The organism is Anabaena sp. 54 (genome assembly GCF_017355725.1).
In the GTDB taxonomy this organism is placed as follows: Bacteria; Cyanobacteriota; Cyanobacteriia; order Cyanobacteriales; family Nostocaceae; genus Dolichospermum; species Dolichospermum heterosporum.
Genome location: NZ_JAAVWA010000002.1, coordinates 335,000 through 360,364 on the forward strand (window position 1 = coordinate 335,000; position 25,365 = coordinate 360,364).

General features: G+C 39.6%; 20 protein-coding genes, 1 tRNA gene and 2 pseudogenes. 15 read left to right on the forward strand and 8 right to left on the reverse strand.

What is annotated here, in order from left to right:
• Nucleotides 1–64 precede the first annotated feature (64 nt).
• From HEQ36_RS04045 to HEQ36_RS04070, 6 genes and pseudogenes are all read left to right on the forward strand, one after another.
• Nucleotides 65–631, forward strand: a complete 567-nt coding sequence (locus HEQ36_RS04045) for a 2OG-Fe(II) oxygenase (protein ID WP_233455421.1) — start codon at nucleotides 65–67, stop codon at nucleotides 629–631.
• Nucleotides 627–803, forward strand: a pseudogene (locus tag HEQ36_RS04050) (glycosyltransferase family 2 protein); the annotation flags it as partial. The gene HEQ36_RS04045 and the pseudogene HEQ36_RS04050, both read left to right, overlap by 5 nt.
• Nucleotides 804–845: 42 nt before the next feature.
• Complete coding sequence (locus HEQ36_RS04055; RefSeq protein WP_053538091.1) at nucleotides 846–1,070, forward strand: type II toxin-antitoxin system HicB family antitoxin; 225 nt, start codon at nucleotides 846–848, stop codon at nucleotides 1,068–1,070.
• A 497-nt stretch (nucleotides 1,071–1,567) separates the two neighbouring features.
• Nucleotides 1,568–1,738, forward strand: a pseudogene (locus HEQ36_RS04060) (glycosyltransferase family 2 protein); the annotation flags it as partial.
• Between the two features lie 11 nt (nucleotides 1,739–1,749).
• Complete coding sequence (locus tag HEQ36_RS04065) at nucleotides 1,750–2,322, forward strand: WcaF family extracellular polysaccharide biosynthesis acetyltransferase (RefSeq protein ID WP_053538090.1); 573 nt, start codon at nucleotides 1,750–1,752, stop codon at nucleotides 2,320–2,322.
• A gap of 246 nt (nucleotides 2,323–2,568) precedes the next feature.
• A complete protein-coding gene (locus HEQ36_RS04070) occupies nucleotides 2,569–4,791 on the forward strand; it encodes a polysaccharide biosynthesis tyrosine autokinase (protein WP_168635100.1) in 2,223 nt (740 codons plus the stop codon).
• Between the two features lie 610 nt (nucleotides 4,792–5,401).
• On the opposite strand, the gene HEQ36_RS04075 is transcribed toward HEQ36_RS04070, so the two are convergent.
• From HEQ36_RS04075 to lipB, 4 genes are all read right to left on the reverse strand, one after another.
• Nucleotides 5,402–5,485 (reverse strand) — tRNA-Leu (locus HEQ36_RS04075).
• A 108-nt stretch (nucleotides 5,486–5,593) separates the two neighbouring features.
• Nucleotides 5,594–6,469, reverse strand: coding sequence for a M48 family metallopeptidase (locus HEQ36_RS04080; RefSeq protein WP_053538088.1), 876 nt, complete (start codon nucleotides 6,467–6,469; stop codon nucleotides 5,594–5,596).
• Between the two features lie 149 nt (nucleotides 6,470–6,618).
• Nucleotides 6,619–7,284 carry a peptide-methionine (S)-S-oxide reductase MsrA gene (gene msrA / locus HEQ36_RS04085; RefSeq protein WP_168635099.1) on the reverse strand — a complete coding sequence of 222 codons (666 nt, stop codon included), beginning with the start codon at nucleotides 7,282–7,284 and terminating at the stop codon, nucleotides 6,619–6,621.
• A 272-nt stretch (nucleotides 7,285–7,556) separates the two neighbouring features.
• The gene (gene lipB, locus HEQ36_RS04090) at nucleotides 7,557–8,231 is read right to left on the reverse strand and encodes a lipoyl(octanoyl) transferase LipB (RefSeq protein ID WP_168635098.1); all 675 of its coding nucleotides are present in this window, start codon (nucleotides 8,229–8,231) and stop codon (nucleotides 7,557–7,559) included.
• 608 nt (nucleotides 8,232–8,839) lie between these two features.
• Here lipB and raiA point away from each other — a divergent pair.
• The gene (gene raiA / locus HEQ36_RS04095; protein WP_053538084.1) at nucleotides 8,840–9,484 is read left to right on the forward strand and encodes a ribosome-associated translation inhibitor RaiA; all 645 of its coding nucleotides are present in this window, start codon (nucleotides 8,840–8,842) and stop codon (nucleotides 9,482–9,484) included.
• Between the two features lie 319 nt (nucleotides 9,485–9,803).
• On the opposite strand, the gene HEQ36_RS04100 is transcribed toward raiA, so the two are convergent.
• From HEQ36_RS04100 to HEQ36_RS04115, 4 genes are all read right to left on the reverse strand, one after another.
• Nucleotides 9,804–10,262, reverse strand: coding sequence for a peroxiredoxin (locus HEQ36_RS04100; protein ID WP_053538083.1), 459 nt, complete (start codon nucleotides 10,260–10,262; stop codon nucleotides 9,804–9,806).
• A gap of 24 nt (nucleotides 10,263–10,286) precedes the next feature.
• Complete coding sequence (locus HEQ36_RS04105; protein ID WP_168635097.1) at nucleotides 10,287–10,850, reverse strand: PEP-CTERM sorting domain-containing protein; 564 nt, start codon at nucleotides 10,848–10,850, stop codon at nucleotides 10,287–10,289.
• Between the two features lie 86 nt (nucleotides 10,851–10,936).
• On the reverse strand, nucleotides 10,937–13,321 hold the full coding sequence (locus tag HEQ36_RS04110) for a cadherin domain-containing protein (RefSeq protein WP_168635096.1): 2,385 nt from the start codon (nucleotides 13,319–13,321) through the stop codon (nucleotides 10,937–10,939).
• A 388-nt stretch (nucleotides 13,322–13,709) separates the two neighbouring features.
• Complete coding sequence (locus tag HEQ36_RS04115; RefSeq protein ID WP_290706784.1) at nucleotides 13,710–19,052, reverse strand: Calx-beta domain-containing protein; 5,343 nt, start codon at nucleotides 19,050–19,052, stop codon at nucleotides 13,710–13,712.
• Nucleotides 19,053–19,224: 172 nt separating this feature from the next.
• Between HEQ36_RS04115 and HEQ36_RS04120 the strand changes: the two genes are divergently transcribed.
• From HEQ36_RS04120 to HEQ36_RS04155, 8 genes are all read left to right on the forward strand, one after another.
• The gene (locus HEQ36_RS04120; protein ID WP_039201592.1) at nucleotides 19,225–19,407 is read left to right on the forward strand and encodes a hypothetical protein; all 183 of its coding nucleotides are present in this window, start codon (nucleotides 19,225–19,227) and stop codon (nucleotides 19,405–19,407) included.
• A gap of 515 nt (nucleotides 19,408–19,922) precedes the next feature.
• Nucleotides 19,923–20,270, forward strand: coding sequence for a helix-turn-helix domain-containing protein (locus HEQ36_RS04125; RefSeq protein ID WP_081424140.1), 348 nt, complete (start codon nucleotides 19,923–19,925; stop codon nucleotides 20,268–20,270).
• Between the two features lie 17 nt (nucleotides 20,271–20,287).
• Nucleotides 20,288–20,899 (forward strand): NB-ARC domain-containing protein, encoded by a 612-nt coding sequence (locus HEQ36_RS04130; RefSeq protein WP_367272394.1) that lies wholly within the window; start codon nucleotides 20,288–20,290, stop codon nucleotides 20,897–20,899.
• A 24-nt stretch (nucleotides 20,900–20,923) separates the two neighbouring features.
• A complete protein-coding gene (locus HEQ36_RS04135; protein ID WP_168635094.1) occupies nucleotides 20,924–22,054 on the forward strand; it encodes an acyltransferase family protein in 1,131 nt (376 codons plus the stop codon).
• A 255-nt stretch (nucleotides 22,055–22,309) separates the two neighbouring features.
• Entirely contained in the window at nucleotides 22,310–23,308 is a 999-nt protein-coding gene (galE, locus tag HEQ36_RS04140; protein ID WP_027402591.1) for a UDP-glucose 4-epimerase GalE, read from the forward strand.
• Nucleotides 23,309–23,477: 169 nt separating this feature from the next.
• Nucleotides 23,478–23,963 (forward strand): hypothetical protein, encoded by a 486-nt coding sequence (locus HEQ36_RS04145; protein ID WP_290706789.1) that lies wholly within the window; start codon nucleotides 23,478–23,480, stop codon nucleotides 23,961–23,963.
• Nucleotides 23,964–24,032: 69 nt separating this feature from the next.
• Entirely contained in the window at nucleotides 24,033–24,443 is a 411-nt protein-coding gene (locus HEQ36_RS04150) for a DUF4164 domain-containing protein (protein WP_081424138.1), read from the forward strand.
• A 276-nt stretch (nucleotides 24,444–24,719) separates the two neighbouring features.
• The gene (locus HEQ36_RS04155; RefSeq protein ID WP_053538075.1) at nucleotides 24,720–25,286 is read left to right on the forward strand and encodes a hypothetical protein; all 567 of its coding nucleotides are present in this window, start codon (nucleotides 24,720–24,722) and stop codon (nucleotides 25,284–25,286) included.
• The last annotated feature ends 79 nt before the right edge of the window (nucleotides 25,287–25,365 follow it).

The window sequence follows — 25,365 nt, forward strand, 5'->3', positions numbered from 1 at the left end:
AGATATTAACAAATTTGATCCTATTTTCAACCAAATAATTTTTGGACATTTGCAATCTGAGCGTATGCTTGAGCTATTATCACGCATTACTAACATTCCTAATCTTCATGCAGATCCTCAACTTTATGCTTCTGGTTTAGCGCAAGGAGGCAATGGAAGTTTTCTAAATGTACATATTGATAATAGTTCTCACCCCGTAGAACCGTGGTATCGTCGTTTGAACTTACTGGTTTATTTAAATAAAGAATGGACAGAAGAAAAAGGGGGACATTTAGAATTATGGAATAAAAATATGTCTGATTCTAGAGCAATATTACCGATATTTAATCGCATGACAATCTTTGCAACTAATAAACAGTCATGGCACGGACATCGGCACGTAAATACTCCTGATGGAGATACTAGAAAATCAATTAATATTTATTACTTTACCAAAGAATCACCTGATGGTAGTGACTATTACCATGTCACATCTTTCAAAGCTCGTAAAAATGAAACCATCAAAAAAATTCTCTATCCTATAGATAATTTAGTGCGTACAACTGTCCGTACTTTAAGACCAAATAAGGATAGTCATGCAATTCTTTTGAGTAAGAAAGATGATCTCGATAAAGACAGCCAAAACGAATAATCGCCTTCGCAAACGCAAAATCCTCGCACCTTTAATCATCTTCATCTATTGTCTCATCCTCAAAGGTGCTATTCTCGATGGTTGGCATGGATGGTACTATACATTTCAGAGAGTTTTAGCAGAAATATTGCTGGGTATACATATAATAGAAGCAGAGAAAATAGATAATTAATTGGCTCAAATAACCTGCTCTTTATGACTAGGAGTTAGTCTGATGGTAAATACACTGGTTTTTGAAGTTTCCCAAGAAGAAGATGGGGGATTTGTTACTGAATGTCTCACCGAGGACATTTTTACCCAAGGAGATTCTTGGGAAGAACTCAAAGCCAATATTCGAGAAGCTGTTAAAGCTTTTTACTTTGAAGAATCAATTTTCCCAATTATACACTTATACTCAAAACGGCTTGATTGGTGTCAACTTAACGTGAAAGCCTTGTAAAATATCAGTTTCACCCTTTCTCGTTCCCATACTCTGTATGGGAATGAATTCTAGAAGGCTCTGCCTTCTATGAAAACAGAGGCAGAGCCTCTGTAATAGCATTCCCAGTCAGAGACTGGGAACGAGATATCATCAGGATTTGAGCTTAAGTTGACACCAATGAAGCTCTTGCTTTACCCCTACATATCTTGGTTATTTGTCATTTGGCAAAAGTTTAAATCTCACCCGTGTTTAGTATATATTGCCTTATCTTTGTAAATCAAAGCTATTTTATAGCAGCAATTCTCATTTTAAGGTTTCATGACATTTTAATCCTTACATTCTTATGGTTTTACAATTCTTAACGAATCCGGCGATGTGCCTCCGACAAAGTCAGAATCGCGGATTATAGGGATTAAAAGATTGAGCGGATTAGGTTGTTTGCTATGATAAAAGTTACTAAAATCCGTGAAATTAGCGCAATCCGTCTAATCCGTGATTCAGACCTTTTTCCCCGCGATCGCCTTCGCAAAGGCAAAATCCTCGCCCCTTTAATAATCTTCATCTATTGTCTCATCCTCAAAGGCGGTATTCTTGAAGGTTAGCATAGATGGTATTATACATTTCAGAGAGTTTTAACAGAAATATTGCTGAGTACACATATAATAGAAGCAAATAAAATATACTGAAACAGTTATTTATGCGTTTAGATAATTACACACTTGGAAACTATACACCCGGAGCGCCATACAGTCAACAAATTTTATGGTACTTCATTGGCTCACCCTTAGTGGAGAGTTACTGGCTGCCTATATCATCTATAAAAGTTTCGATACTGAGGCTGTTTGGTGCTACTATAGGTAAGAGTGTACGCATTAAGACACGAGTAAAAATTAAATTTCCCTGGCGCTTGACCATTGGTAATCACGTTTGGATTGGAGAAGATACCTGGATTGATAATCTAGCTAATGTTACCATCGAAAATCATGTGTGTTTGTCTCAGGGAGTTTATCTCTGTACTGGTAATCATAACTGGAATCACCCCAACTTTGAACTAATTCCTGGAGCTATTCATATTCAAGAGGGTAGTTGGATAGCGGCAAAATCAGTCATCGGACCTGGTGTTACTATTGGACGAGGAGCAGTTTTAGGGTTGGGTAGTGTCACAGGAAGATCCTTAGAAGCGAATATCGTCTACTCAGGAAATCCGGCTAAACCAATCAAAAAAAGGACAGAATGGGAAAATTTGGCATCAGACACCACCAAAAATTAGCGGAGTGCGGGTTTCAAGTCATACTTGTTAGGGTATTGTATATCGCTATAATCAATAAATTTTAGTAGTTAGTGTTTATCGGCGTTTAAAATTGCTAAACTATGACTCATCCAGGTAAAAAAAAACAGTTAGGGATCACCAAAAAATAAATTACCCAATTTTGTGGGATGGGCATCCTGCCTTCACAGGCAACTTATTAAGCAAACCCTACTTACACATCCTTGGTTATTCACCGCAAAAGAACCTATGCTTGACCAACTTACAAACGATAAAAACGCTCAGAATAATACCACTCCTGTTTCTACATTATTTCCCAATCCCACATTTTCCCAATTTTCAGAAGAGGCTAATGATTTTAACCTCAAGTCCTTTTTTGGTGTTTTACAGCGCCGAGCAATTATCATCATAGGAGTTGCTTCCGTTGCTATGGGTGGTGTTATTTATACAACTTTTAAACAAGTACCAATTTATGAAGGCAACTTCAAAATATTAGTTGAACCTGTTAATAGTGACTCTGAACTAGGGAAAATCGACGTGGGACTCGCCAATGCCTTTAAACCATCTGGACTAGATTATGAGAGCCAAATTCAAGTTCTCCAAAGTCCAGAACTGCTGAGAGATTTTATTAAAGAAATACAAAAATCTCATCCTGATATTGATTATAAGACCATTTTGGAAGATTTAACTATTCGTCGTTTGGGGCAATCAAAAATAATCCAAGTTAACTATAAAAGTGATAATAGTCAAAAAATTAAACTTATATTAGATCCTCTGGCTGATTTTTATTTAAAATATAGCCTCAACAAGCGACAAACAAAGCTCCGTCAGGGAGTTCAATTTGTGGATGCAAAACTACCTGAAATCCGAATTAGGCTAGGACAGTTACAAAAAGAAATGCAAATGTTCCGCCAAAGATACAATTTTATTGATCCAGAAAACCAATCTGAAGTAATTTCTTCGCAAATTCAATCGTTGACACAACAAAGACTAACTATAAATCAACAGCTAACCGCTGCCAGAGCTACTTATGACAGGCTACAGAGACGTGAAGAACAGTTAGCAATTCTCAATACTGCCCCTCTTTATCAAACCCTAATTGGTCAACAACGCCAATTAGACACCCAGCTATCTGGAGAATTAACTCGGTTTCAACCAGACAACCCAGTTATCCGCACCTTACAAGAAAAAAGATCCAACCTTTTACCTATTATTGAGGCAGAAGCAGCACGCACTATTAATATCAGAATATCTGAAGTTACGGATCTAATTAAGAAAATAGAAGTAGACAATCAGTATATAGTACAAGCAGAAAAACAACTGCAATTGAAATTAGACCAGTTGCCAGTTTTGTCTCGGCAATATACTGAAATCCTACGGAATTTAGAAATAGCCAATGAAAGTTTAAATCGCTTATTAGCTGCTCGTGAGCAATTGCAAATACAAGTAGCCCAAACAGAACTACCTTGGGAATTAATCCAAGCACCTAATCAGCCTCTATATCCAATTTCTCCAAATATTCCCCTCAATTTAATATTGGGATTTGTGGCTAGTTCTTTATTAGGACTAGGTGCTGCTTCTCTGAGAGAACAGACTGATAATACCTATCACAGTGTTGAAAATGTCCAGGATAAGATAGGACTGCCTTTATTAGGATCTCTTCCCTTTAATAAAAACTTAGTTCAGAATCGATCTTTAAACTTGACAAACAAAAATCAACAACCAGAAGTAGTTGTAGACCCTCTTCTCGTAAATGATGAACCAGCTAAAACTTCTGCTCGTAGACCTTCCCGATCAAGCTATTATTATGGACAGGGATCATTTTGGGAATCTTTACAAGTTTTATATAGTAATATTCAACTGCTTAATTCTGATAAACCAATTAGGTCTTTAGTTGTTTCTTCTGCTACCCCTGGAGATGGTAAAAGTACGGTGGGATTTAGTCTGGCAAAAACAGCCGCGATTATGGGGAAAAAAGTATTACTTGTAGATTGTGACCTCCGCAAACCCAAGATTCACAAACTCTCAAAATTAAATAATCTCTGGGGACTAAGTAGTCTAATTTCTTCAGATATAGATGTCAAGCAAGTAATTCAAGAAATGCCCGAACTTAAGGGTTTATCTGTGATTACGGCAGGTCCTGTACCACCTGATCCGGCGCGGTTACTCTCATCAGATAAAATGATTCAACTGATGGACTATTTCTCTGATAATTTTGATTTAGTGATTTATGATACTCCTCCTTTGTCAGGATTAGTAGATGCTAGGCTAGTAGCAATTAATACTGATGGTGTTATGTTAGTTATCAGAATTGATAAAACAGATAAATCAGTCGTCAAGCAAGTTGTTGATATGCTAAAAGCATCTCCCATCAATTTACTAGGAACGGTAGTCAACGGCGAGAAATTCCGAGGACTGGGATATAATTACAATTACAGATATAGTTCATATTACTATACTAAACACGGGTGAGATTTAAACTTTTGCCAAAAACCCACAATCCAACTGGGAATGAATTCCCAGTCTCATAGCAAAAGTCATCTGAAGATGACTAAAAGAACTAGAAATTTTTGAACTTTTTCTCGTTCCCATACTCTGTATGGGAATGAATTCTAGAAGGCTCTGCCTTCTATGAAAACAGAGGCAGAGCCTCTGTAATAGCATTCCCAGTCAGAGACTGGGAACGAGATAACTAGAAATTTTTCTCGTTCCCATACTCTGTATGGGAATGGATTCTAGAAGGCTCTGCCTTCTATGAAAACGGAGGCAGAGCCTCTGTAATAGCATTCCCAGTCGGAGACTGGGAACGAGATAACGAGATAAAAATAAATTACCCAATTTTGTGGGATGGGCAAGATGCCCGTCCTCGATGATTAGCAGGCAAGACTTGTACTGAGCTTGTCGAAGTATGCCCGCACCACAAGAAACTTTTGGGTATTTTTTTAAGATGCTTCGTTTCGCTACACTCAGCACAACAAAACAGGATCATTTATTTTGCGGCTTACTTTTAGTAAACTTTAGCCATTAGACCGGAAATTCATGGGTGGGTCTGTCGGCCAAACAAATAAAGCCTTGACAAATATGGGCAGGAGGAGAATCGAACTCCTATGACCTCACGGCCGCCGCATTTTGAGTGCGGTGCGTCTACCAATTCCGCCACCCGCCCTTGGGTGTGATTTTACTATTATAGCCTATTTTTTTAGTTTGGCAATAGGTAATTAGATTTAATTTAGAAACTTTTTGGGAAATTTCCAGAAACGGATTCCTGTAAAATCTACCAATTCCGCCATCCGCCTGGGGATGGAGATTCACCTTGGTAATTAATCCCCTGATTTTGCACTAACTTTTGGTACTCCTGACTACTTGCCCAACGGTCAATTTCCCTGGCTCGTAGTACGGGGACAGGATGGCTTAATTGGGCTGTGCGGGCGGATTTGACCATTTCCCCCAATTCAGTTTTGCTAATGTCATCATAGGCGCGAGCTTGGTCTACAAAGGCATCTAAATTGAGTTGAGGCGCTAAACTGGGAGAACCACCTGCTAACTTCATTAATACTGACATGACAACTTTTGGGTTTTGAGTAGCTAACAAAGCGGCGCGATCGCAGGTAAACTCAGCACAGCGGACCCATTCTAATAATTGTGACTGGATAGCTTGAGCCAAGACAGCGCCGACATTTGGGACAATGGCAGCGGCTAAAATCAATAAATTCACAGGTGTTAAATACACACTATGATCACACTTGAGATGACCTAATTCATGGGCAATTACAGCCTGTATTTCTTCAGGTGTAAGAATCTCAATCAAGGATGTGTGAATGACCACAAAAGGCTGCTTACCTCGCATGGCAAAGGTGTAAGCGTTGGGGGCTGGGTGTTGACGCACATATAACTGAGGTGGATCAATATCCAGAATTTGACAAGCTTCCAATAGTAACTTGTGTAAATCAGGAAGTTGTTTTTCTCCCACCAAAATACTAGAAGCGATATTTTCCACATAAAAAACCTGTTCAGCCATTGGACCTAGCAAATTCCGCACCATCATATCTAAACCGGGAATTTGTTTGAGGGTTTTGGTGGCTTCCAAGTCCAGAGGATGACGGAATGAATCTGCTTTTAAGCCTGTAAGCGAGGTTTTGAGTAAGGACATAGTATTTAAATTAAGCAAAAATGTGAATTCCAATGTTTATAACATAACAAGTTTGGGTTGAGAGATAGCAAAACCCAAGATGATCGAGGATTTTGTTGGGTTTCCTTGCGTCAACCCAACCTTACGATATGATGTTTATTTCTATGGTTCTAACTAACTTGTGCTTCAGCAACACCTACGGGACAAGCCACGTTAGTACCACCTAAACCACAATAACCACCGGGGTTTTTGGCTAAATATTGCTGATGGTATTCTTCAGCATAATAAAATTCAGGTGCATCTAAGATTTCTGTGGTAATTTTACCATACCCAGCGCCGCTGAGGGCTGCTTGATAAGCGTTCTTTGATGCTTCCGCTAGTTGTTTTTGCTCTTGTGAATAAACGTAAATTCCTGAACGGTATTGAGTACCAGCATCATTACCTTGACGCATTCCTTGGGTGGGGTTGTGACTTTCCCAGAAAACTTTCAACAGTTGGGAATAAGTAATGATTTTGGGGTCAAACACTACTAATATTACTTCATTGTGACCGGTCATGCCACTACAGACTTCTTGATAGGTGGGGTTGGATGTGTAACCAGCCCCATAACCTACCGCAGTGGTGTAAACTCCTTCTTGTTGCCAAAATTTGCGTTCTGCTCCCCAAAAACAGCCTAAACCAAATATGGCGGTTTCTAAGCCTGGGGGAAAAGGCGCTTTTAGAGGATTTTTATTAACGTAATGTTGTGCGGGTACTCGCATTACTTCTGCCCGTCCTGGTAAGGCTTGCTCTGGTGTAGGTATAGTTGACTTTTTACCAAATCCGAATATTCCCATTGTTTTTAATTTGTATTATGTATGATTGCTATTCTTCTTCATTGTAAAGATTTTTGTAGCTATTCCGGGTTGGGGTGAATAAATTTCATGCTGTTATTGATGAATCATTGGCAGGGCGCAGGCCCTGCGCCCCTACTTTCTGAATTTGGCGTTGCTGAATCGAGGTATGAAATTTCCAAATTGAACCTTTAAAGATCTTACCTTTGCGTCTACTCTTCGAGATCACGAAGCGTGATTGCGCCTTTGCGTGAGACTAAAATTCATCCCCTTAATCAGCAACGCCCTGAATTTTTTATGGTCACGTCAAATACTTCTGCAAAACATTGATTTATAGAATGTCGGACTTGGTTACAGGTAATGTCGGGAATCCATGCGGCTAAACTGCTGACTGGTTTATCAACAAGGCCACAAGGAATAATTTGCTTGAATCCTGTCATGTCTGGACATACATTTAAGGAAAAGCCGTGCATAGTAATCCATTTACTCACTTTTATGCCGATGGCGGCAATTTTGTATCCTTCTAGCCAAACTCCGGTAAAACCAGGAATCCGTTCTCCCTTTAAGTCGTAAGTTGCTAAAACGCGAATTAATACTTCCTCAAGTTGACGCAAGTACCAATGGAGGTCTTGACGGTAATGACGCAAGTTTAAAATGGGATAACCTACCAATTGTCCTGGACAATGATATGTGACTTCGCCACCTCTTTCAATGCGATGCACGTCATAAGCACTTTTGTCAAGATTAAATTTTATAAATTCTGGGTTTGCTCCTGTCCCCAAGGTGTAAACGGGGGGATGTTCTAGTAAAATTAGGACATCATCTAGTTCTGGGTTGTGAATACGCTCTGCAACTAGCGATCGCTGCCACTGATGAGCGGTTTCATAAGGCATTACGCCAACATTATATAGTAAACAACGGTACGGGGTTAATTGAGTGCTAGGAATCATCAGTGCATAAGTAAGGGGGAAGAGGCAAGAGGTAAGACACCCGATCTCTCTCAATTCCCAAAAATATAGCGAACAAATGTCAAGCTATGCAAAGGATCTTAAAGGAACATCAAGGAAATATACTTTAGAACTCACAAAATGCTAATTTAAATATATAACCTGAATAGGTGTTAGACGAGGAGAGCATTCAGCTAAGACAATACCAACTAATTTACTGACTGGCGGCAACTTAAAAATTTATTTATATCAATCAGGATCAAATTTCCCAAAAGGGTTGTATTCTCTATACAATAGTGAAAAAGACTGGGGGACGAAAAAAGGCGGGGACTCCTATTTTGGTAAAGTTCCATAGAAGTAGGCGTTTAAAAGGACTATATCTCAAGCAGCCTAATTCAATAGTTTTGCTTAAATAGCCAATTGCTTAACAACCAGTTGGGAAACAAGAGGATAAATAAGCGCCAACTTGAAGATGCAAGAAGTGTTAAAAATGCTAAAAAACAATGTCTTAGGGATAGGTAACAATTTGTGTCGGTGGCAGTGATAGGCCTGACCGCAATTTCTATTCCTAACTGAAAACATCACATATAATATTGAGCGGGAGAGTTTACATGAAGCTTGTCATCCACGGTAAAAATATTGAAATCACTGATGCAATTCGTGAATATGTGCATCAAAAGATTGAAAAAGCAGTTAGTCACTTCCAGAACATCACCAATGAAGTGGATGTCCATTTAAGCGTAGCTCGCAATCCCCGAATAAGTACGAAGCAAGCAGCAGAAGTAACTATTTATGCTAATGGTAGTGTTATCCGTGCGGAGGAAAGCAGCGAAAGCTTATATGCAAGTATTGACCTAGTTGCAGATAAAATTGCTCGGCAATTGCGGAAATATAAGGAAAAAAGGCAGGATCATAAAACTCAACCTATATCAACTAACGAAGTAGTAGCACCAGAAACTGTTGCAGCGGATTTAATAGGCGATCGCACCGCTGAATTACCCGAAGAGGTTGTTCGTACCAAATACTTCTCTATGCCGCCAATGACATTAGCTGAAGCGCAGGAACAACTGCAACTGGTGGGTCATGACTTTTATATGTTTCATAATGCCGAAACAGGTGAGATTAACGTCATTTATGAACGTAATCACGGCGGTTATGGAGTGATTCAACCCCGCAATAACGGTTATTCCAACAACAGAAATGGCAAATCTGCTAATGTTAATGTTGCTGTAGCAGAAAAATCTCACTCCAAATAAAGTCTGATTAAATTCTTTATATGTAGAGACGTTTCATGAAACGTCTCTACTAGTCTGTCAACCCGAAAATGACGGGTGAAGGCAAGCAGGGGGAGAAGAGAGGCAGGGGGTAAAGCACTGCTGATATGTGTCAACTTAAGCTCAAATCCTTACCACATCTCGTTCCTAGTCTCTGACTAGGAATGCAGTTGATGAGGCTCTGCCTCTAATATCATTGAAGGCAGAGCCTTCTAGAATTCATTCCCAGTCAGAGACTGGGAACGAGATGAAAGAGAGTTAGATCCCCGACTTCTCTAAGAAGTCGGGGATCTTATTTTATTTATGCTGCTAGTTGTTGCAGGGTTTTTAATGCTTCTTCAACGTGGCCTTTAAAGTTCAACATAGAATCAAATACATATTGAACAATACCATTTTGGTCAATTAGGTATGTAACTCGACCGGGAATAAAACCAAAAACGGCAGTTGCGCCATATTGTTTTCGGACTTTATCACCTTGATCACTTAAAAGTGTAAAAGGTAAATTGTATTTATTTGCAAACCTTTGATGAGATTCCCTAGAGTCACCACTCACACCAATAACTTCAGCACCAGCGGATTGAAACACTTCATATTGATCTCGAAAAGCGCAAGATTCTACAGTGCATCCTGGTGTATCATCCTTGGGATAAAAATAGAGGACAACGGATTTTTGACCCCGAAAATCTCCCAAACTGACATTTTTGCCATTTTGGGCAGGTAGACTAAAATTAGGAGCGGTATCTCCAACTTTGATAGACATATTAAAATTATTAATTAGAGAGTGTCAAGATTTGGAATTGCCAGTGTATTTACGTTTAGCCCAAACACCAATACCAAAAAGAATTGTACTACCTAATATTGGTAGGGTATCAGTTTCCCAAGGAACAGCCTGAATTTGAGCATTACTTAGGGTGAGAGTTGATTGACCTGTTGAATCATCAACGTCAACAACTCCAATACCGATATTATAACTTCCCGGTGAAGTGAAGGCATAGCTATAAGTACCATTATTACCAGTTAAGGGTTGAATATTATTGGCAATCGTTACAAAAGCTTGATCTTGATCTGTGCTTGTGAAATTCCAGTTGAAGCTAAACACATCTCCAGGGTTGATGTTACTAAAGGTACTTTTAATAGCTGAACCATAATAATTGTTCGGGATAGCAGCGTCCAAATCGGTCGCATTGATACCTAGCAATTCCTCGAAACTACCAGTACCACCACCCGTTTGAACTTGATTCGATGAACCTGAGTAAATAACTGTGTTGTTACTAGTAACATCTCCAAGGGGGTCAAAGGTGTTTAAATTAACGAAGTTAATAGAGTAAGCAGGGGCAGAGATTGCCATGGAAGTGATACCAGTGGACAAGGTGATACTGATGGTGATCAGAGGGTTTTTGAATTGAGTTAACATAGAGTTCCTGATAGAAAATGTTAAAAGACAAAGTTACCAACGTTATTTAACTGGGTGCTAGTGATGTTATCAACCTGAAGGAAGTTCTTAAATATGGCACTACCTGAAATCCCATCCCGATCAATTTGCAGAAAGGTACTACCAGTATTACTACCTGTTCCGTTTACAAATCTGATGTATTTATCCGCAATAGGATTAGTGCCATTATAATTGATACTACCGAGTAACTTAGTAAGAACAATTTTGTCTGCTCCCACAGTAAAATCCGTAATCCGTTGTCCTACATCTCGAAGATCGGTAAATACGAACAAATCATTACCCGCACCTCCGGTAATGGTTTTTGCCCCTGGACCGCCTATAATGTAGTCAGAAACAGCAGTTCCTACAATTGGGTTACGTCCATTGTTAATTGAAGGATTACCAATAATTTCATTGAGATCATTGATGTTAATATTTAATTGTTTTTCATAACTTAACCCTCCTTGGTCTGTGGTTTTGACGCGAATATTGTAACTATTCTTAGTTTCAAAATCGGGAGAAGCATTAATTTTCAGTTGATTGCTACTAATGGTAAAGACATTATTATCCGTGTCTCCTGCACCAGTTACCAGGCTATAACTGAAGGTATTACCCGTATCAACATCCGTCGTGCTGAAATCTCCGATTACAGTCAGAGAGGCAACATTTTCGTTAACACTGGTATTACTAAGGATGAGATTTGTTGGGGTTTCGTTAACATTATTAACACCAATAGTTAATTGTTTTTCATAACTTAACCCTCCTTGGTCTGTGGTTTGGACACGGATGTTGTAACTATTCTTAGTTTCAAAATCGGGAGAAGCATTAATTTTCAGTTGATTGCTACTAATGGTAAAGACATTATTATCCGTGTCTCCTGCACCAGCTACCAGGCTATAACTGAAGGTATTAACCGCATCAACATCTGTAGTGCTGAAATCTCCGACTACAGTCAGAGAGGCAACATTTTCGTTAATATTGGTATTGCTAAGGATGAGATTTGTTGGGCTTTCGTTAAGATCATTGACGTTAATAGTTAATTGTTTTTCGTAACTTAACCCCCCTTGGTCTGTGGTTTTGACAAGGATGCTATAACTATTCTTAGTTTCAAAATCGGGGGAAGCATTAATTTTAAGTTGATTGCTACTAATGGTAAAGACATTATTATCCGTGTCTCCTGCACCGTTTACCAGGCTATAGGTAAATAATGTGTTACCTGCATCAGGATCTGTGGCGCTGAAATCTCCGATTACAGTCAGAAGATCAACATTTTCGTTAATACTGTTATTGCTAAGGGTTAGACTTGTTGGGGGTTCGTTAAGATCATTGACGTTAAGAGTTAATTGTTTTTCATAACTTAACCCCCCTTGGTCTGTGGTTTTGACACGGATGCTGTAACTATTCTTAGTTTCAAAGTCGGGAGATTGATTAATTTTTAGTTGATTACTATTAATGGTAAAGAGATTATTATCAGTGTCTCCCGCACCACTGATCAGAGTATAGGTGAAGGTATTACCCGCATCAGGATCTGTGGTGGTGAAATCTTCAACTACAGTCAGAGGGGCGACATTTTCGTTAATATTGATATTGCTAAGGGTTAGATTTGTTGGGGTTTCGTTAACATTGGCAACTTGTATATTCAGTGTAGAGACAGTTAAACCTCTCAGAGTAGTCGTCGCAGGTTCCCCAAAATTATCGTGGGCTGTAATCTGCACCTCATAAATATTATCTTGATTACTATCAATGGGATTTTCAAAATCAGGAATACTATTAAACGTGAGTTGACCCGTTGTAGGATCAAGAGTAAATAAAGATTGATCCACTCCCCCTGTAATAGCAAAGGTTACAGTATCTTCTGGATTAGGGTCAGAAACTGTGAGAATAATATTATTACTATTTTCTAGAAAAGCCCCTGGGGTGGGAATCAGGGGTGCATTATTTACATAATCATCGGTAAAAGCCAAGCCCGATAGATTAGGAATCAGGACAAAATCTGAAGCGGTAACATCTGCTTTGGCTAAAAAATGGAGAGTAGCAAAGGGTTCTAGTTTATCAACACCTATTGCTTGACCCAAATCAAATGCAGGTAAAGCACCCGCTTCTAAATCGCCAATCCGCCCAACAGTGTTATCTAAAGTACCACCAAAAACGGCGGGAAAGTTTGAGGTAATAACTTCATCAGGGTTAAAAGGATCATCCAAAGATTCTAGAATACTTGGATTCCATTGTATGGAAGACAAAAAACCAATTAATCCGACTGCATCACTACGGAAGTCACCAACTAAAATTTGTGCATAAAACCTGTTTCCGGCAATAACGCTATCAACAGCATCGCTGATAAGACCGTCATTATCAGCAAATAGTTGGATTTTAATACTGAATGCCATAATATTTTCTTCGACTTGTCTAAATGAATTCTGACAATAACTGTACACAACGGTGTCTTGACACTCTGCGGACTGAAGACACCTTAATTTATTGAGGTTTTCGGTTTATCGAGCAAGCCCTAAGTAATAGACATCTCCGGTAAAGATTGTAGAGACGTTCCATGGAACGTCTCTACAATGGTTTCAAACCACGCCCATTTAATTTTCGGAGATAGTCTAATAGGCAGGGAATAATTTCAGGAGTTAAGGGAACACCAAAAAATAAATTACCCAATTTTGTGGGATGGGCATCCTGCCCGTCCTTGATGGTTAGCGGGCAAGATGCCCGCACCACAAGAAATTTTTGGGTATTTTTTTAATTGGAAGTCCCTAAGTAGACACTGAGAACTTAAACTGACAATTTCAGTTTGATGTCAGCAGTCAAAGCACTTGCATCAAGGGTATTAATCAACCCATCACCAGTGATATCAGCAGTGCCATCAAAAATTCCCTTGTTAAAGTTTGTTCTTGCTTGGTTCAGTGAACCTAAATCACCGGTATTAACTTTGCCATCATAGTTGATGTCTGAGTTAAAGGTGGATTTACCGGACAAGGCAACCTCGTATTGAGACCAATTAGGAACGTTGGTAAACAATACCAGACCATTAGCAACATTAAAGTTTTCCTTAGCTACCAAAGGATCATAGGTCAAGTTAACCCGTTGGCTCGAACCCGCATTCAGGAACAGGTCTTTATCCCCTGACAAATCCAGATTCACAGTAACCCCGCTGACATTAATCTGAATATCCGAAACTACCAGAACACCTGACCCCGTATTGGTGATGTCAAAGTATTTGGTGGTATCAGCATAATTGGGGCGGACATAATCGCTGTCTTGGAAGTTCTTACGGAACTTGGATAGTTCTGTTGTGAATTTGATACTAGAATCATTGGCATTGCCTGAATTATCAGTAATAGCCAAACCTGGAATCACAAGATCAGCTTCGTAGTATTGGCTGAAGTAGGAATCATAAGTATACCCATCTGCTGTGTAAGCATAACCGTATTCTGAGCCTAAACCAGAGCCGCCGCCATAGCTATAGAGATTGGTGGTCTCACCGTAGAGGGTGTCACCATCAGTGTAGCTAGTGACATAGACACGATTGTTGTAGGAACTATCCGTTGTTCCAGCGCTCACTGAGTCAATGGTATAGTAGCCAGTATTTCCTGTCTCATTGGCATAACCATCCAATACTTGACCTGCTGTATAGGTTCCTGCTGCTGCGTAGCCATAACCACTATAACTATCGCCATTACCGTAGGTGTAGGTGTAGTTGAATAGTTGGTTCTGGATGTCAGCTTCGTAGTATTGGCTGAAGTAGGAGTCGGAACTATAGCCGTTTGCGTCATAGGCATAACCGTATTCAGAGCCTAAACCAGAGTAACCATTAACACCCTGCCAATCGTGCCACAAATTGGTTGTTTCTCCATAACCCGTATCGCCATCTGTGTAGCTGGTGACATAGACAAGATTGTTATAGCCTGTGTTAGTATTGCCTAACTCAACCGAGTCAATGGTGTACTGGCCACTCTGCCCCGCACCAGGATAGGATTGAAGCTGACCAGGAAACTTAGCAAAGGTCGTATTTAATAAGGTTTGACCGTCTGAAGTATTGACAGTAAATTTGTCTGGACCAGCACTAAAAGTACCATTCCCATCCCAACTGTTTATAATAAACAAGTCAAACTCTACGGTGACGCTACCGTTTAGAGCGACATCATTGAGCGCTAGGCTCACCGTATCGTTACCAAATTCACCGAGGAAATTGCGGGAACCAACAGGAGTTGTGGAACGGGTCGAGCTTGACCAACCAGTTACGGAATCGCTTTCAAAGTCATTGGAGTAATTGAAACCACCAGCAGTCACTTTGACATTATCCAATCCCCAACTTTCATCAGTGATTTCCTGTAGGCCAGAGCCTATAAAATTCAGGGTTAGGGCATCGGATACATTAGTAAAGGTATAGGACAGGTGGTAGACTGAATCACCGACCCAATTATAACCAAGAGTATTGTTTTCAACCGCTCCTGTACCGCCAGGATAAAGATTGGTTTCGTTAGCAATGCCGCCAATGGTTTGACCTGCTGTATAGGTTCCTACTGCTGCGTAGCCATAACCACTGTAACTATCCCCATTACCATAGCTATAGGTGAAGTTATATTTCTGATTAGCCAGAATATCAGCTTCAGCGGAGTTGCTGAAGTAGGGGTCGAAACTATAGCCGTTTGCATCATAGGCATAACCGTATTCAGAGCCTAAACCAGAGTAACCCGCTCCGATATTAAGATAGCCTGCTGCACCAAAACCAGTATCACCATCGGTGTAGCTGGTGACATAGACGTGGCCGTTATAGAAACTATCTAAAGTAGTGGAAGCAATGGAGTCAATGGTATACTGTCCTGTATAGCCTGTTTCGTTAGCAATGCCACCAATGGTTTGACCTGCTGTATAAGTACCCTCCACAGCATAAACATAACCCGTATAACTATCCCCATTACCGTAGTTATAGGTAAAGTTATATTGGTTGTAAACTGAACCTATGAAAATTGGTTGAGATGTTTCCACATCCAGAGAGTAGTAGGGATTGTCATCCGCTAAAGCAGCATTATCTACTGTGGTTGTGAAATAGTAAGTCCCGGTGGAATTTTCTGTTTGGAAGCGCAGAAGAGCAAAGCGTTCTAACTGATTCACTCCTATAGCTTGACCCAATTCAAAAGCGGGGAGAGAACCGCCACTGAGGTTGTTAATCAAACCACTGCTATTGTCTAGAGTTCCATCCTGTAATAGGGGGAAATTGGCGGTGATAATGTTGGTGGGGTCAAAGGGCGTATCAATAGATTCCAGAATCAGCCCATCCCAAGCTAAGTTAAGTCCTAAACCGTTAACCCCAGCCGCATTTCCACGCAGGTCTGCTACCTGTATTTCTACAAAGAAGGAACGATTTAGTCCTACTTGGTCATTACTGATTATTTCACCAGCTATTCCATTGTTATCTGCCAGCAGATTCAGTCGCACTTGCAGGACGGCAGGCAAATCTGCTTCGTAATAGCTGTTGAACCCAGTGTCTCCTGAATAGTTGGCATTGTAGGCAGAGCCATATTCAGAGCCTAAACCATTGTAGCCCCACGAGCTAATACTATTTGTTGTACCATAACCAGTATCCCCATCGGTGTAGCTGGTGACATAGACGTAGTTGTTGTTGCCAGTGCCAGCATTGTCAACAGAATTAATGGTGTAATAGCCTGGATTGCCTGTTTCATTGGTGTAACCATCCAATACTTGACCAACCGTATAGGTTCCCTGTGCAGCATAGCCATAACCAGAATAGCTATCTCCATTACCATAGGTATAGGTAAAGGTGTATTGTTGGTTGATTAGGTCGGCTTCATTGGAGTTACTGAAATAGTCACCGCCCCCAGCAGAATTGTAGGCATAGCCAGATTCAGAGCCTAAACCAGAGTAGCCCCACGAGCTAATACTATTTGTTGTACCATAACCAGTATCCCCATCGGTGTAGCTGGTGACATAGACGTAGTTGTTGTTGCCAGTGCCAGCATTGTCAACAGAATTAATGGTGTAATAGCCTGGATTGCCTGTTTCATTGGTGTAACCATCCAATACTTGACCAACCGTATAGGTTCCCTGTGCAGCATAGCCATAACCAGAATAGCTATCTCCATTACCATAGGTATAGGTAAAGGTGTATTGTTGGTTGATTAGGTCGGCTTCATTGGAGTTACTGAAATAGTCACCGCCCCCAGCAGAATTGTAGGCATAGCCAGATTCAGAGCCTAAACCAGAGTAGCCCCACGAGCTAATACTATTTGTTGTACCATAACCAGTATCCCCATCGGTGTAGCTGGTGACATAGACGTAGTTGTTGTTGCCAGTGCCAGCATTGTCAACAGAATTAATGGTGTAATAGCCTGGATTGCCTGTTTCATTGGTGTAACCATCCAATACTTGACCAACCGTATAGGTTCCCTGTGCAGCATAGCCATAACCAGAATAGCTATCTCCATTACCATAGGTATAGGTAAAGGTGTATTGTTGGTTGATTAGGTCGGCTTCATTGGAGTTACTGAAATAGTCACCGCCCCCAGCAGAATTGTAGGCATAGCCAGATTCAGAGCCTAAACCAGAGTAGCCATTACCGTAAGCATAGTTAGCAGAACCATAACCAGTATCCCCATCGGTGTAGCTAGTCACATAGACGTAGTTGTTGTTGACAATATCAGTCTTGTCAACAGAATTAATGGTGTAATAGCCGGGGTTGCCTGTTTCATTGGTGTAACCATCCAATACTTGATCAACCGTATAGGTTCCCTGTGCAGCATAGCCGTAACCAGAATAGCTATCGCCATTACCATAGGTATAGGTAAAGGTATAAACGCTTTGGGGAACAGGTTCATTCTCAACAATAGTGAGGGTTGAGTTTATTTGATTACCTAATATTGCGCCTCCCGTAGGATCGCTTAGGGTTAAATTGACGGTTTTATCACCTTCGTAAATGGTGTCATCAATAACGGCAATAGCTACAGTTTTAGTCGTTTCACCATCGCCAAAGGTGACAGTAATGGGATTGTTGTCGTAGTCACTACCTGCTGTTGCAGTTCCGTCACTGGGGGTTAGGGTGACACTTACTTCGCCGATGATTCCCCCTGAACGAGTAAGAGTTACTTGGGTAATGGGAGTTCCGTCTTCTTGAACACTGTAATTGGTGGTACTGAATGTGATAGTGCTGGGAATATTTACTGCACTGATGCCATTTAGAGTGAGATGAGCAAAGAAGATATGATCATCATTGGACGGATTAACCGTTTCCAGTGTAAGACTAGTATCTCCGTTATTAATGAAGGGTAACAGATTGTAAAGTTCATCATCTGTTGCTGGATCTGTGCTATAGGGGGGTGGGTTATCAGGACTATCTCCTATACCACCAACAGTAAACAAAGCCCCGTCACCGAGTTGACCGTCATCATAATCACCTGCAACTTGAGTTAATGGTTGACCGTTAACATTAACTTGAGAGGTTTGTCCTCCGGCGGCGTAACTAAATCCAATTCCTAACCCTAAAGTTGCTCCGAGAGTTAAACTGGTATCAACAGGAGAAGAAAAATTGATCGTGGAAGTTGCACCTGTAGGGCGTAAACCACCAAAGTACAAAATTACGCTACTATCTGCCGGTTGACTAGGATCATCAAACAACACAGCAAGAGCGAGTCCTTCGTATGATGCAGATTCGTTTCCTTCGTCAACAGCAATGCTAATGATACCATCTGCTGCGGCATCAATGGTAGGTTTTACTAATGAAGTAACATCACTGAGGTAGCTGTGGAAGCTAAAATAACTGAAAACCGTTGTAGATTCAGTTCGATCCCAATTAATGCTTGTGCTATTTATGGAAGCAGTTGTGCCAATAACATTTGTGCCACTACCCACTAAATAAGCTTTGCGAACGGTAGCACCGGGCTTTTTGTCAACCCGAACAGATCCTGTTGAATCGAAAGTTCCACGACCATCAACAGAGAGGTAAATTTTTCCAGTCTCATTGAGGAGGGCATTTAACCCAGTGGATTCTTCTATGGCAGAAGAGACGGAGGAGTCAGTCTGTGCAGAGAAGGTAAGTTTCTGAACAGTTACATCAAGACTTAACTCATTTGAATTTGAGCCAATAGTAGCTTCCGTCATAAATGTGACTTTGTATATTGTTAATAGTTGCTTTTTTCAGCATATCCCATAGATAACTGAGTTCCGTACTGACTTTTACTGACTTTGTACTGACTTTAATTGCACATATATTAAGTTTTTTAACCCACATTCCGCAGGTGTTTTTTGAATTTTCGGAATTATCCATAACCCAATGATAACAAGGCTTTCAGACAATGACACGCAATTCTATATTAGAGCGATCGCCGATATATTTAAAGCTCGAATCAAGTTTATTGAGAATAATGTCAATAAATTAGTTGGTTTGAGATTAAATTCATTGAATACCGACCTAGATAGCAAAAAGCATGAACTGGTTATTATGATTGGGTTTTAGCTGTTTTATGAAATTCTTTTTTTGACAAAATAACCTGCTGGGAAAAATATTTTGAGTATATTTACTCATGCTGAATGTGGGTTTTAACAATACGCGAAAGTCCCCAGCCTCAATGTAATTTTATAATGGGGATGAGTAGCGGGCGGTCTCTACAATCTTTTTCACCCCACCCTAACCCTCCCCTTGCAAAGGGGAGGGAACTGGATTTTCTTGTTTCCCCCCTTCATAAGGATTAAGGGAGGTAATTTGACTTGTGTGTACACGATAGCCGATGCTTTGGGGAGGGGATTAGATTCCGGGTTCCCGCGTTCACAACAGAAAACTTCGGAAAAATAAAAGAGGCGATCGCTCAACATCAGCCAAAATATCCTAAAATTAAATACAGTAACGGGAATTTAGACTAAAAGAAATTAAAAATTAAAGTCATAAATTACCTAAAATAAGCGAGTTTAAACGTAAAAATGAACCATCATCTGTACGCTTTCATCATGGGAATAACCACTTAACAGAAATCAATGCCAAGATCACTATGCGTTCGTTATGACTGTATTGACGAGGTTAGGGTGGCTGTTACACGCAATGGATATGCTAACCAAAGAGCCTTAGCTGATGATACCGGATTATCCTTAGCTACAGTTAGTAATTTCTTAACTGGTAAACCTGTTAACTATAGAACCGTTGAAGAACTATGTCGCAAATTAAATCTAGATTGGCAAGAAATTACCACTAGCAGCGATGAAGTAATATCTACCCCCCCCCCGCAATCCGGACAAATACGCAAAAAAAAAACAATTTCAATAAATTCCAAGACTGGGGAACAGCAATTGATATTTCACCATTTTACGGACGTAGGGAAGAACTGATACAGTTAGAATCATGGATTATCCAAGATAGCTGTCGGTTGGTAGGATTGTTCGGTATCAGTGGAATTGGTAAAACAGCTTTAGCTACTCAACTAGCAAAACAGATTGGGGGTGAGTTTGATTGCGTTTTTTGGCGTTCAGTGCCTACTGTTCCATCTTTTGAGAGTATGATCACTGACTTGCTATCTTTTGTCTCTAATCACAAAGAAAGCAAATCCGACATTAATCGAGTTATCCATTATTTGCGTACTCGTCGTTGTCTGATTATCTTGGATAATCTTGACCCGGCTTCAGATATTAATTATATAAAATATACTCAACTAACCCAAATAATTGCGGAAACACACCATCAAAGCTGTCTCATTTTCACAAGTCAATCCAAACCTGCTGAAGTTGGTTTTATGGAGAAGTGGACATTATCAGTACGTTCTTTGGGATTATTGGGTTCATCAGAAATAGCTTTTTCCCTAATCCAATCAAAACAATTATTGGGAACTGATGAACAAAAATATGAACTATGCTATCTCTATGGAAATAATCCCCTCAAAATTAAAGTGGTTGTTAGTACCATCATTGACTTATTTGATGGTGACATTGGTAAGTTTCTAGAAGAAAAAAGTACCCGTTAGACTCTCAAATAGATTATTCCGCTTATGCGTCTGAGTTCACTTGATGTGTTTCGTGGTATCACCATTGCAGCGATGATTCTCGCTAATATGGCCGGAGTTGCAGATGATGTTTATCGTCCCCTCAGTCATGCCAAATGGCACGGTTGTACACCTACTGATTTAATATTTCCCTGCTTTTTATTCATTGTCGGTGTAGCAATGACGTTTTCTTTAGCAAAATATACCGCCCAGAACAAACCTACTCAAGCAGTTTATTTACGCATCCTGCGCCGGACTGCGATTCTATTTATATTGGGTTTAGTATTAAATGGTTTTTGGAATCAAGGTGTTTGGACTTTTGATTTAAGTAGTATCCGCTTGATGGGGATATTACAACGGATTGCTTTAACTTATCTTTTTGCATCTTTAATAGTTTTAAAATTACCTCGCAAAAGTCAATGGTTAGTAGCAGGAGGATTACTCCTTGCTTATTGGTTAACAATGATGTATATTCCTGTTCCTGATTATGGTGCAGGAGTGCTGACGCGAGAAGGTAATTTTGGCGCATTTATTGATAGATTAATTATTCCCAAAGCACATTTGTATAAGGGTGATGGGTTTAATTTTCTGGGAGACCCAGAAGGACTCTTTAGCACTATTCCGGCAATAGTTAGCGTTTTAGCTGGTTATTTTACGGGGCAATGGATTAAAGATAAAAAACAGGCTAGTTCACAAACTAGCATGGATTTAGTATTGTTTGGTTTGTGTTGTTTGGTAATTGCAATTATTTGGGATGTGTCATTTCCCATTAATAAGAAAATTTGGACAAGTTCCTATGTTTTATTTACCTCTGGTTGGGCGTTAATGTTATTAGCAGCTTGTTATGAGTTGATAGAGGTGAGGCTAATTAAACGCTGGAGTAAGCCTTTTGAGATCATGGGATTAAATGCGATCGCTCTTTTTGTGGCTTCTGTATTTCTAATTAAAATCATAGCCAAAACTCAACTGGGTACAGGTGAAACTGCCGTTAGCGTATATGATTGGATTTATCACAATATCTTTGCATCTTGGTCAGGAAATTTCAACGGCTCATTTTTGTTTGCATTTGTTACCTTGTTATTTTGGTATGGTGTGGCTGTCTTAATGTATCAGAAACGCTGGTTTATTAAAGTGTAAATAAAACTTTGCTGGGACAGGCATATTAACCAAAGATCAGATCCCCGACTTCTTAAAGAAGTCGGGGATCTGATTTCAAATTAAGCTAAGTAGGTGAACACAATAAAACCAAACTGTGTAAAGAAACGTAAAATCGCTGAAAACTTCTTTACTCTTGCCTCTTGCCTCTTGCCTCTTGCCTTGCTATAACGATAATTTTCAACGCCAACCTACTTAAATTAGATTAACAAAATAACCATCAAGGAGAAATAAACTATGTCAGCGAGAAAACCTAGCATTTTGGTAACGGGAGGAGCAGGATATATTGGTTCTCATACAGTGTTAGCACTCAAGCAAGCTGGTTATGAGGTAGTCATCCTGGATAATTTGGTGTATGGACATCGGGATTTGGTAGAACAGGTTTTAGAGGTAGAATTGATAGAAGGGGATACGAGCGATCGCACTTTATTAGATAATCTTTTTCAGAGTCGCCATTTTGCCGCAGTTATGCACTTTTCCGCCTATGCTTATGTAGGTGAATCTGTCACTGACCCAGCTAAATACTACCGGAATAATGTTTTAGGAACGTTGACATTATTAGAGTCAATGTTAGCAGCTTCAATTCATAAATTCGTCTTTTCTTCCACCTGTGCTACCTATGGTGTACCGAATTTTATTCCGATTACGGAAGATCATCCCCAAAATCCCATTAATCCCTATGGGGCAACTAAATTAATGGTAGAAAGGATATTAACTGATTTTGATGTGGCATACAATTTTAAATCAGTACGTTTCCGCTATTTTAATGCTGCCGGTGCTAACCCTGAAGGATTATTAGGAGAAGATCACCATCCCGAAACCCATTTAATCCCTTTAGTGTTACAAACAGCATTAGGTCAACGGGAAGCTATTAGCATTTTTGGGACTGATTATCCTACTCCTGATGGTACTTGCATCCGCGATTATATTCATGTCAATGATTTAGCCGATGCCCATATTTTAGGACTAGAATATTTATTAAATGGTGGTGAAAGCGAAGTTTTTAACTTAGGTAATGGTAACGGTTTTTCAGTTAGAGAAGTGATTGCTGCGGCGGAAGATGTCACAGGTATGGTAATATCAGTCAAAGAATGCGATCGCCGTCCTGGAGATCCTCCAGCCCTAATTGGTACAAGCGAAAAAGCTCAGAAAATCTTAAATTGGCAACCTCAATATCCAGGTATTAAAGATATCGTCTCTCACGCTTGGCAATGGCATCAACAAAGGCATAAATAAAAACCCGGCGTTGGTGAATTGAGGTATGAAAGTCGAAAATTCCATCTCTCAAACTCTTACTCTCTGCGCCTGGAGCGTCTCTGCGTGAAATAAAATCATACTTTTACTCAGCAACGCCTTTGAACTCTCTCAACTTGTCGAGGAACTCCCGCCTCTCTAAATAATATTTATGACAACCAACCTGCCAATTCTCACTTATACTCTGGAAGAAATATTATCTCGTTTGGATCAAAAGATAGAGAAGCAATTTACCGAAGTCAACCAAAAAATGGAGAAGCAATTTACCGAAGTCAATCAAAAAATGGATCGGCAATTTGCTGAAGTCAATCAAAAGTTTACTGAAGTCAATCAAAAGTTTACCGAAGTCAATCAAAAACTAGAAACTATTGATAGTAGACTAAATAAACTGGAAATTGGACAGGCAGAATTATCAGGGGAAATTAAAACCCTAGATGGAAAACTATCAGGGGAAATTAAAACCCTAGAGGAAAAACTATCAGGGGAAATTAAAACCTTAGAAGAAAAAGTTATTGGTATTGATAAAAGACTAGATAACCAAGAATTTATTAATCGTGGAGTTCTAGTAGCAGTGATTATAGCCTTAATTAGTGGAGTAGTTAAACTATTCGGTTTCTTTCCCACTGGTAAAATCTGAAAACCCTGATTGTTAGTAAAATGACAGGTGCTGCTGTTATTGTCTATAAAACAACTATCACCAAAATATATGACAACCAACCCACCAATTCTCACTTATACCCTCGAAGAAATATTATCTCGTCTGGATCAAAAGATAGAGAAGCAATTTACCGAAGTCAACCAAAAAATGGATCGGCAATTTGCTGAAGTCAATCAAAAACTAGAAACTATTGATAGTAGACTAAATAAACTGGAAATTGGACAGGCAGAACTATCTGGGGAAATTAAAATCTTAGATGAAAAACTATCAGGGGAAATTAAAAGCCTAGATGAAAAACTATCAGGGGAAATTAAAACCTTAGAAGAAAAAGTTATTGGTATTGATAAAAGACTAGATAACCAAGAATTTATTAATCGTGGAGTTCTAGTAGCAGTAATTATTGCCTTAATTAGTGGAGTAGTCAAACTATTCGGTTTCTTCCCCACTGGTAAAATTTGAAAACCTTAATTGATGCTATATAGGATCTTATTAATGTTTAACAACTTACGTGGCTTGTCCATACAATCCCATTCCCTATCCCCCACCCACCAGAAGGTTCATAAGAATACCCACAACATGAGCATATTAGCATTGCTTTCACCACCTATCAAACCTTACCAACTGGGGAATATTTTACAACAGATGGGATAGTTTTCAAAAGCGATCGCCTGTTTCCAAAATGCCCTCAAACTACAACCCAATTTTATAGATGCACTGCATAACTTAGGTTGTCTCTTGTTGCTCCAACCAGAACTTACCCAAGCTCAGAGGTGCTTCCAGCAAATTCTGATATTCCAACCTGACCACATCAAAGCCCACATTAACCTTGGCTTTTTTATTCCCGGTTTGTCTCTGCGTTTGCGTTATGACGGAATTTCTATGACATCAGATACAACTTCTTATCGACTTGAAATTGGTTCAGTAGTTAATTTCAGTCCTAATTTAAGATTTGGAGACTCTCAATCTGAACATTTACGCAGTGAGGGTGGTATATTTATTCAACCTTTTTTAGATAAGAATAATAATGGTATTAGAGATAATAATGAAGAGATTTATACTCAAGATATGGAACTACTATTAATCCTAAATAATAAAAAATTTAATCCTAGTTTGGCAACTATTACAAAACAAGGTGTTTTATTTAAAGTTTCTCCGGGTATTTACCGTCTTGATTTAGATCCTGCTGGATATCCTCTAGACTGGAAACCTGTTCAAAATGCTTATGCTGTGGAAATAGTTGCAGGTAGTTATACAACTATTTCAGTTCCTTTCGTTGCTTCTTATACTATAGCAGGAACTTAGAGGTTGTTTGAAAAGTCATGATTACTGTATCAAATGTTTTACCCCTCCCTAACCCTCCCCTTATAAAGGGGAGGGAACT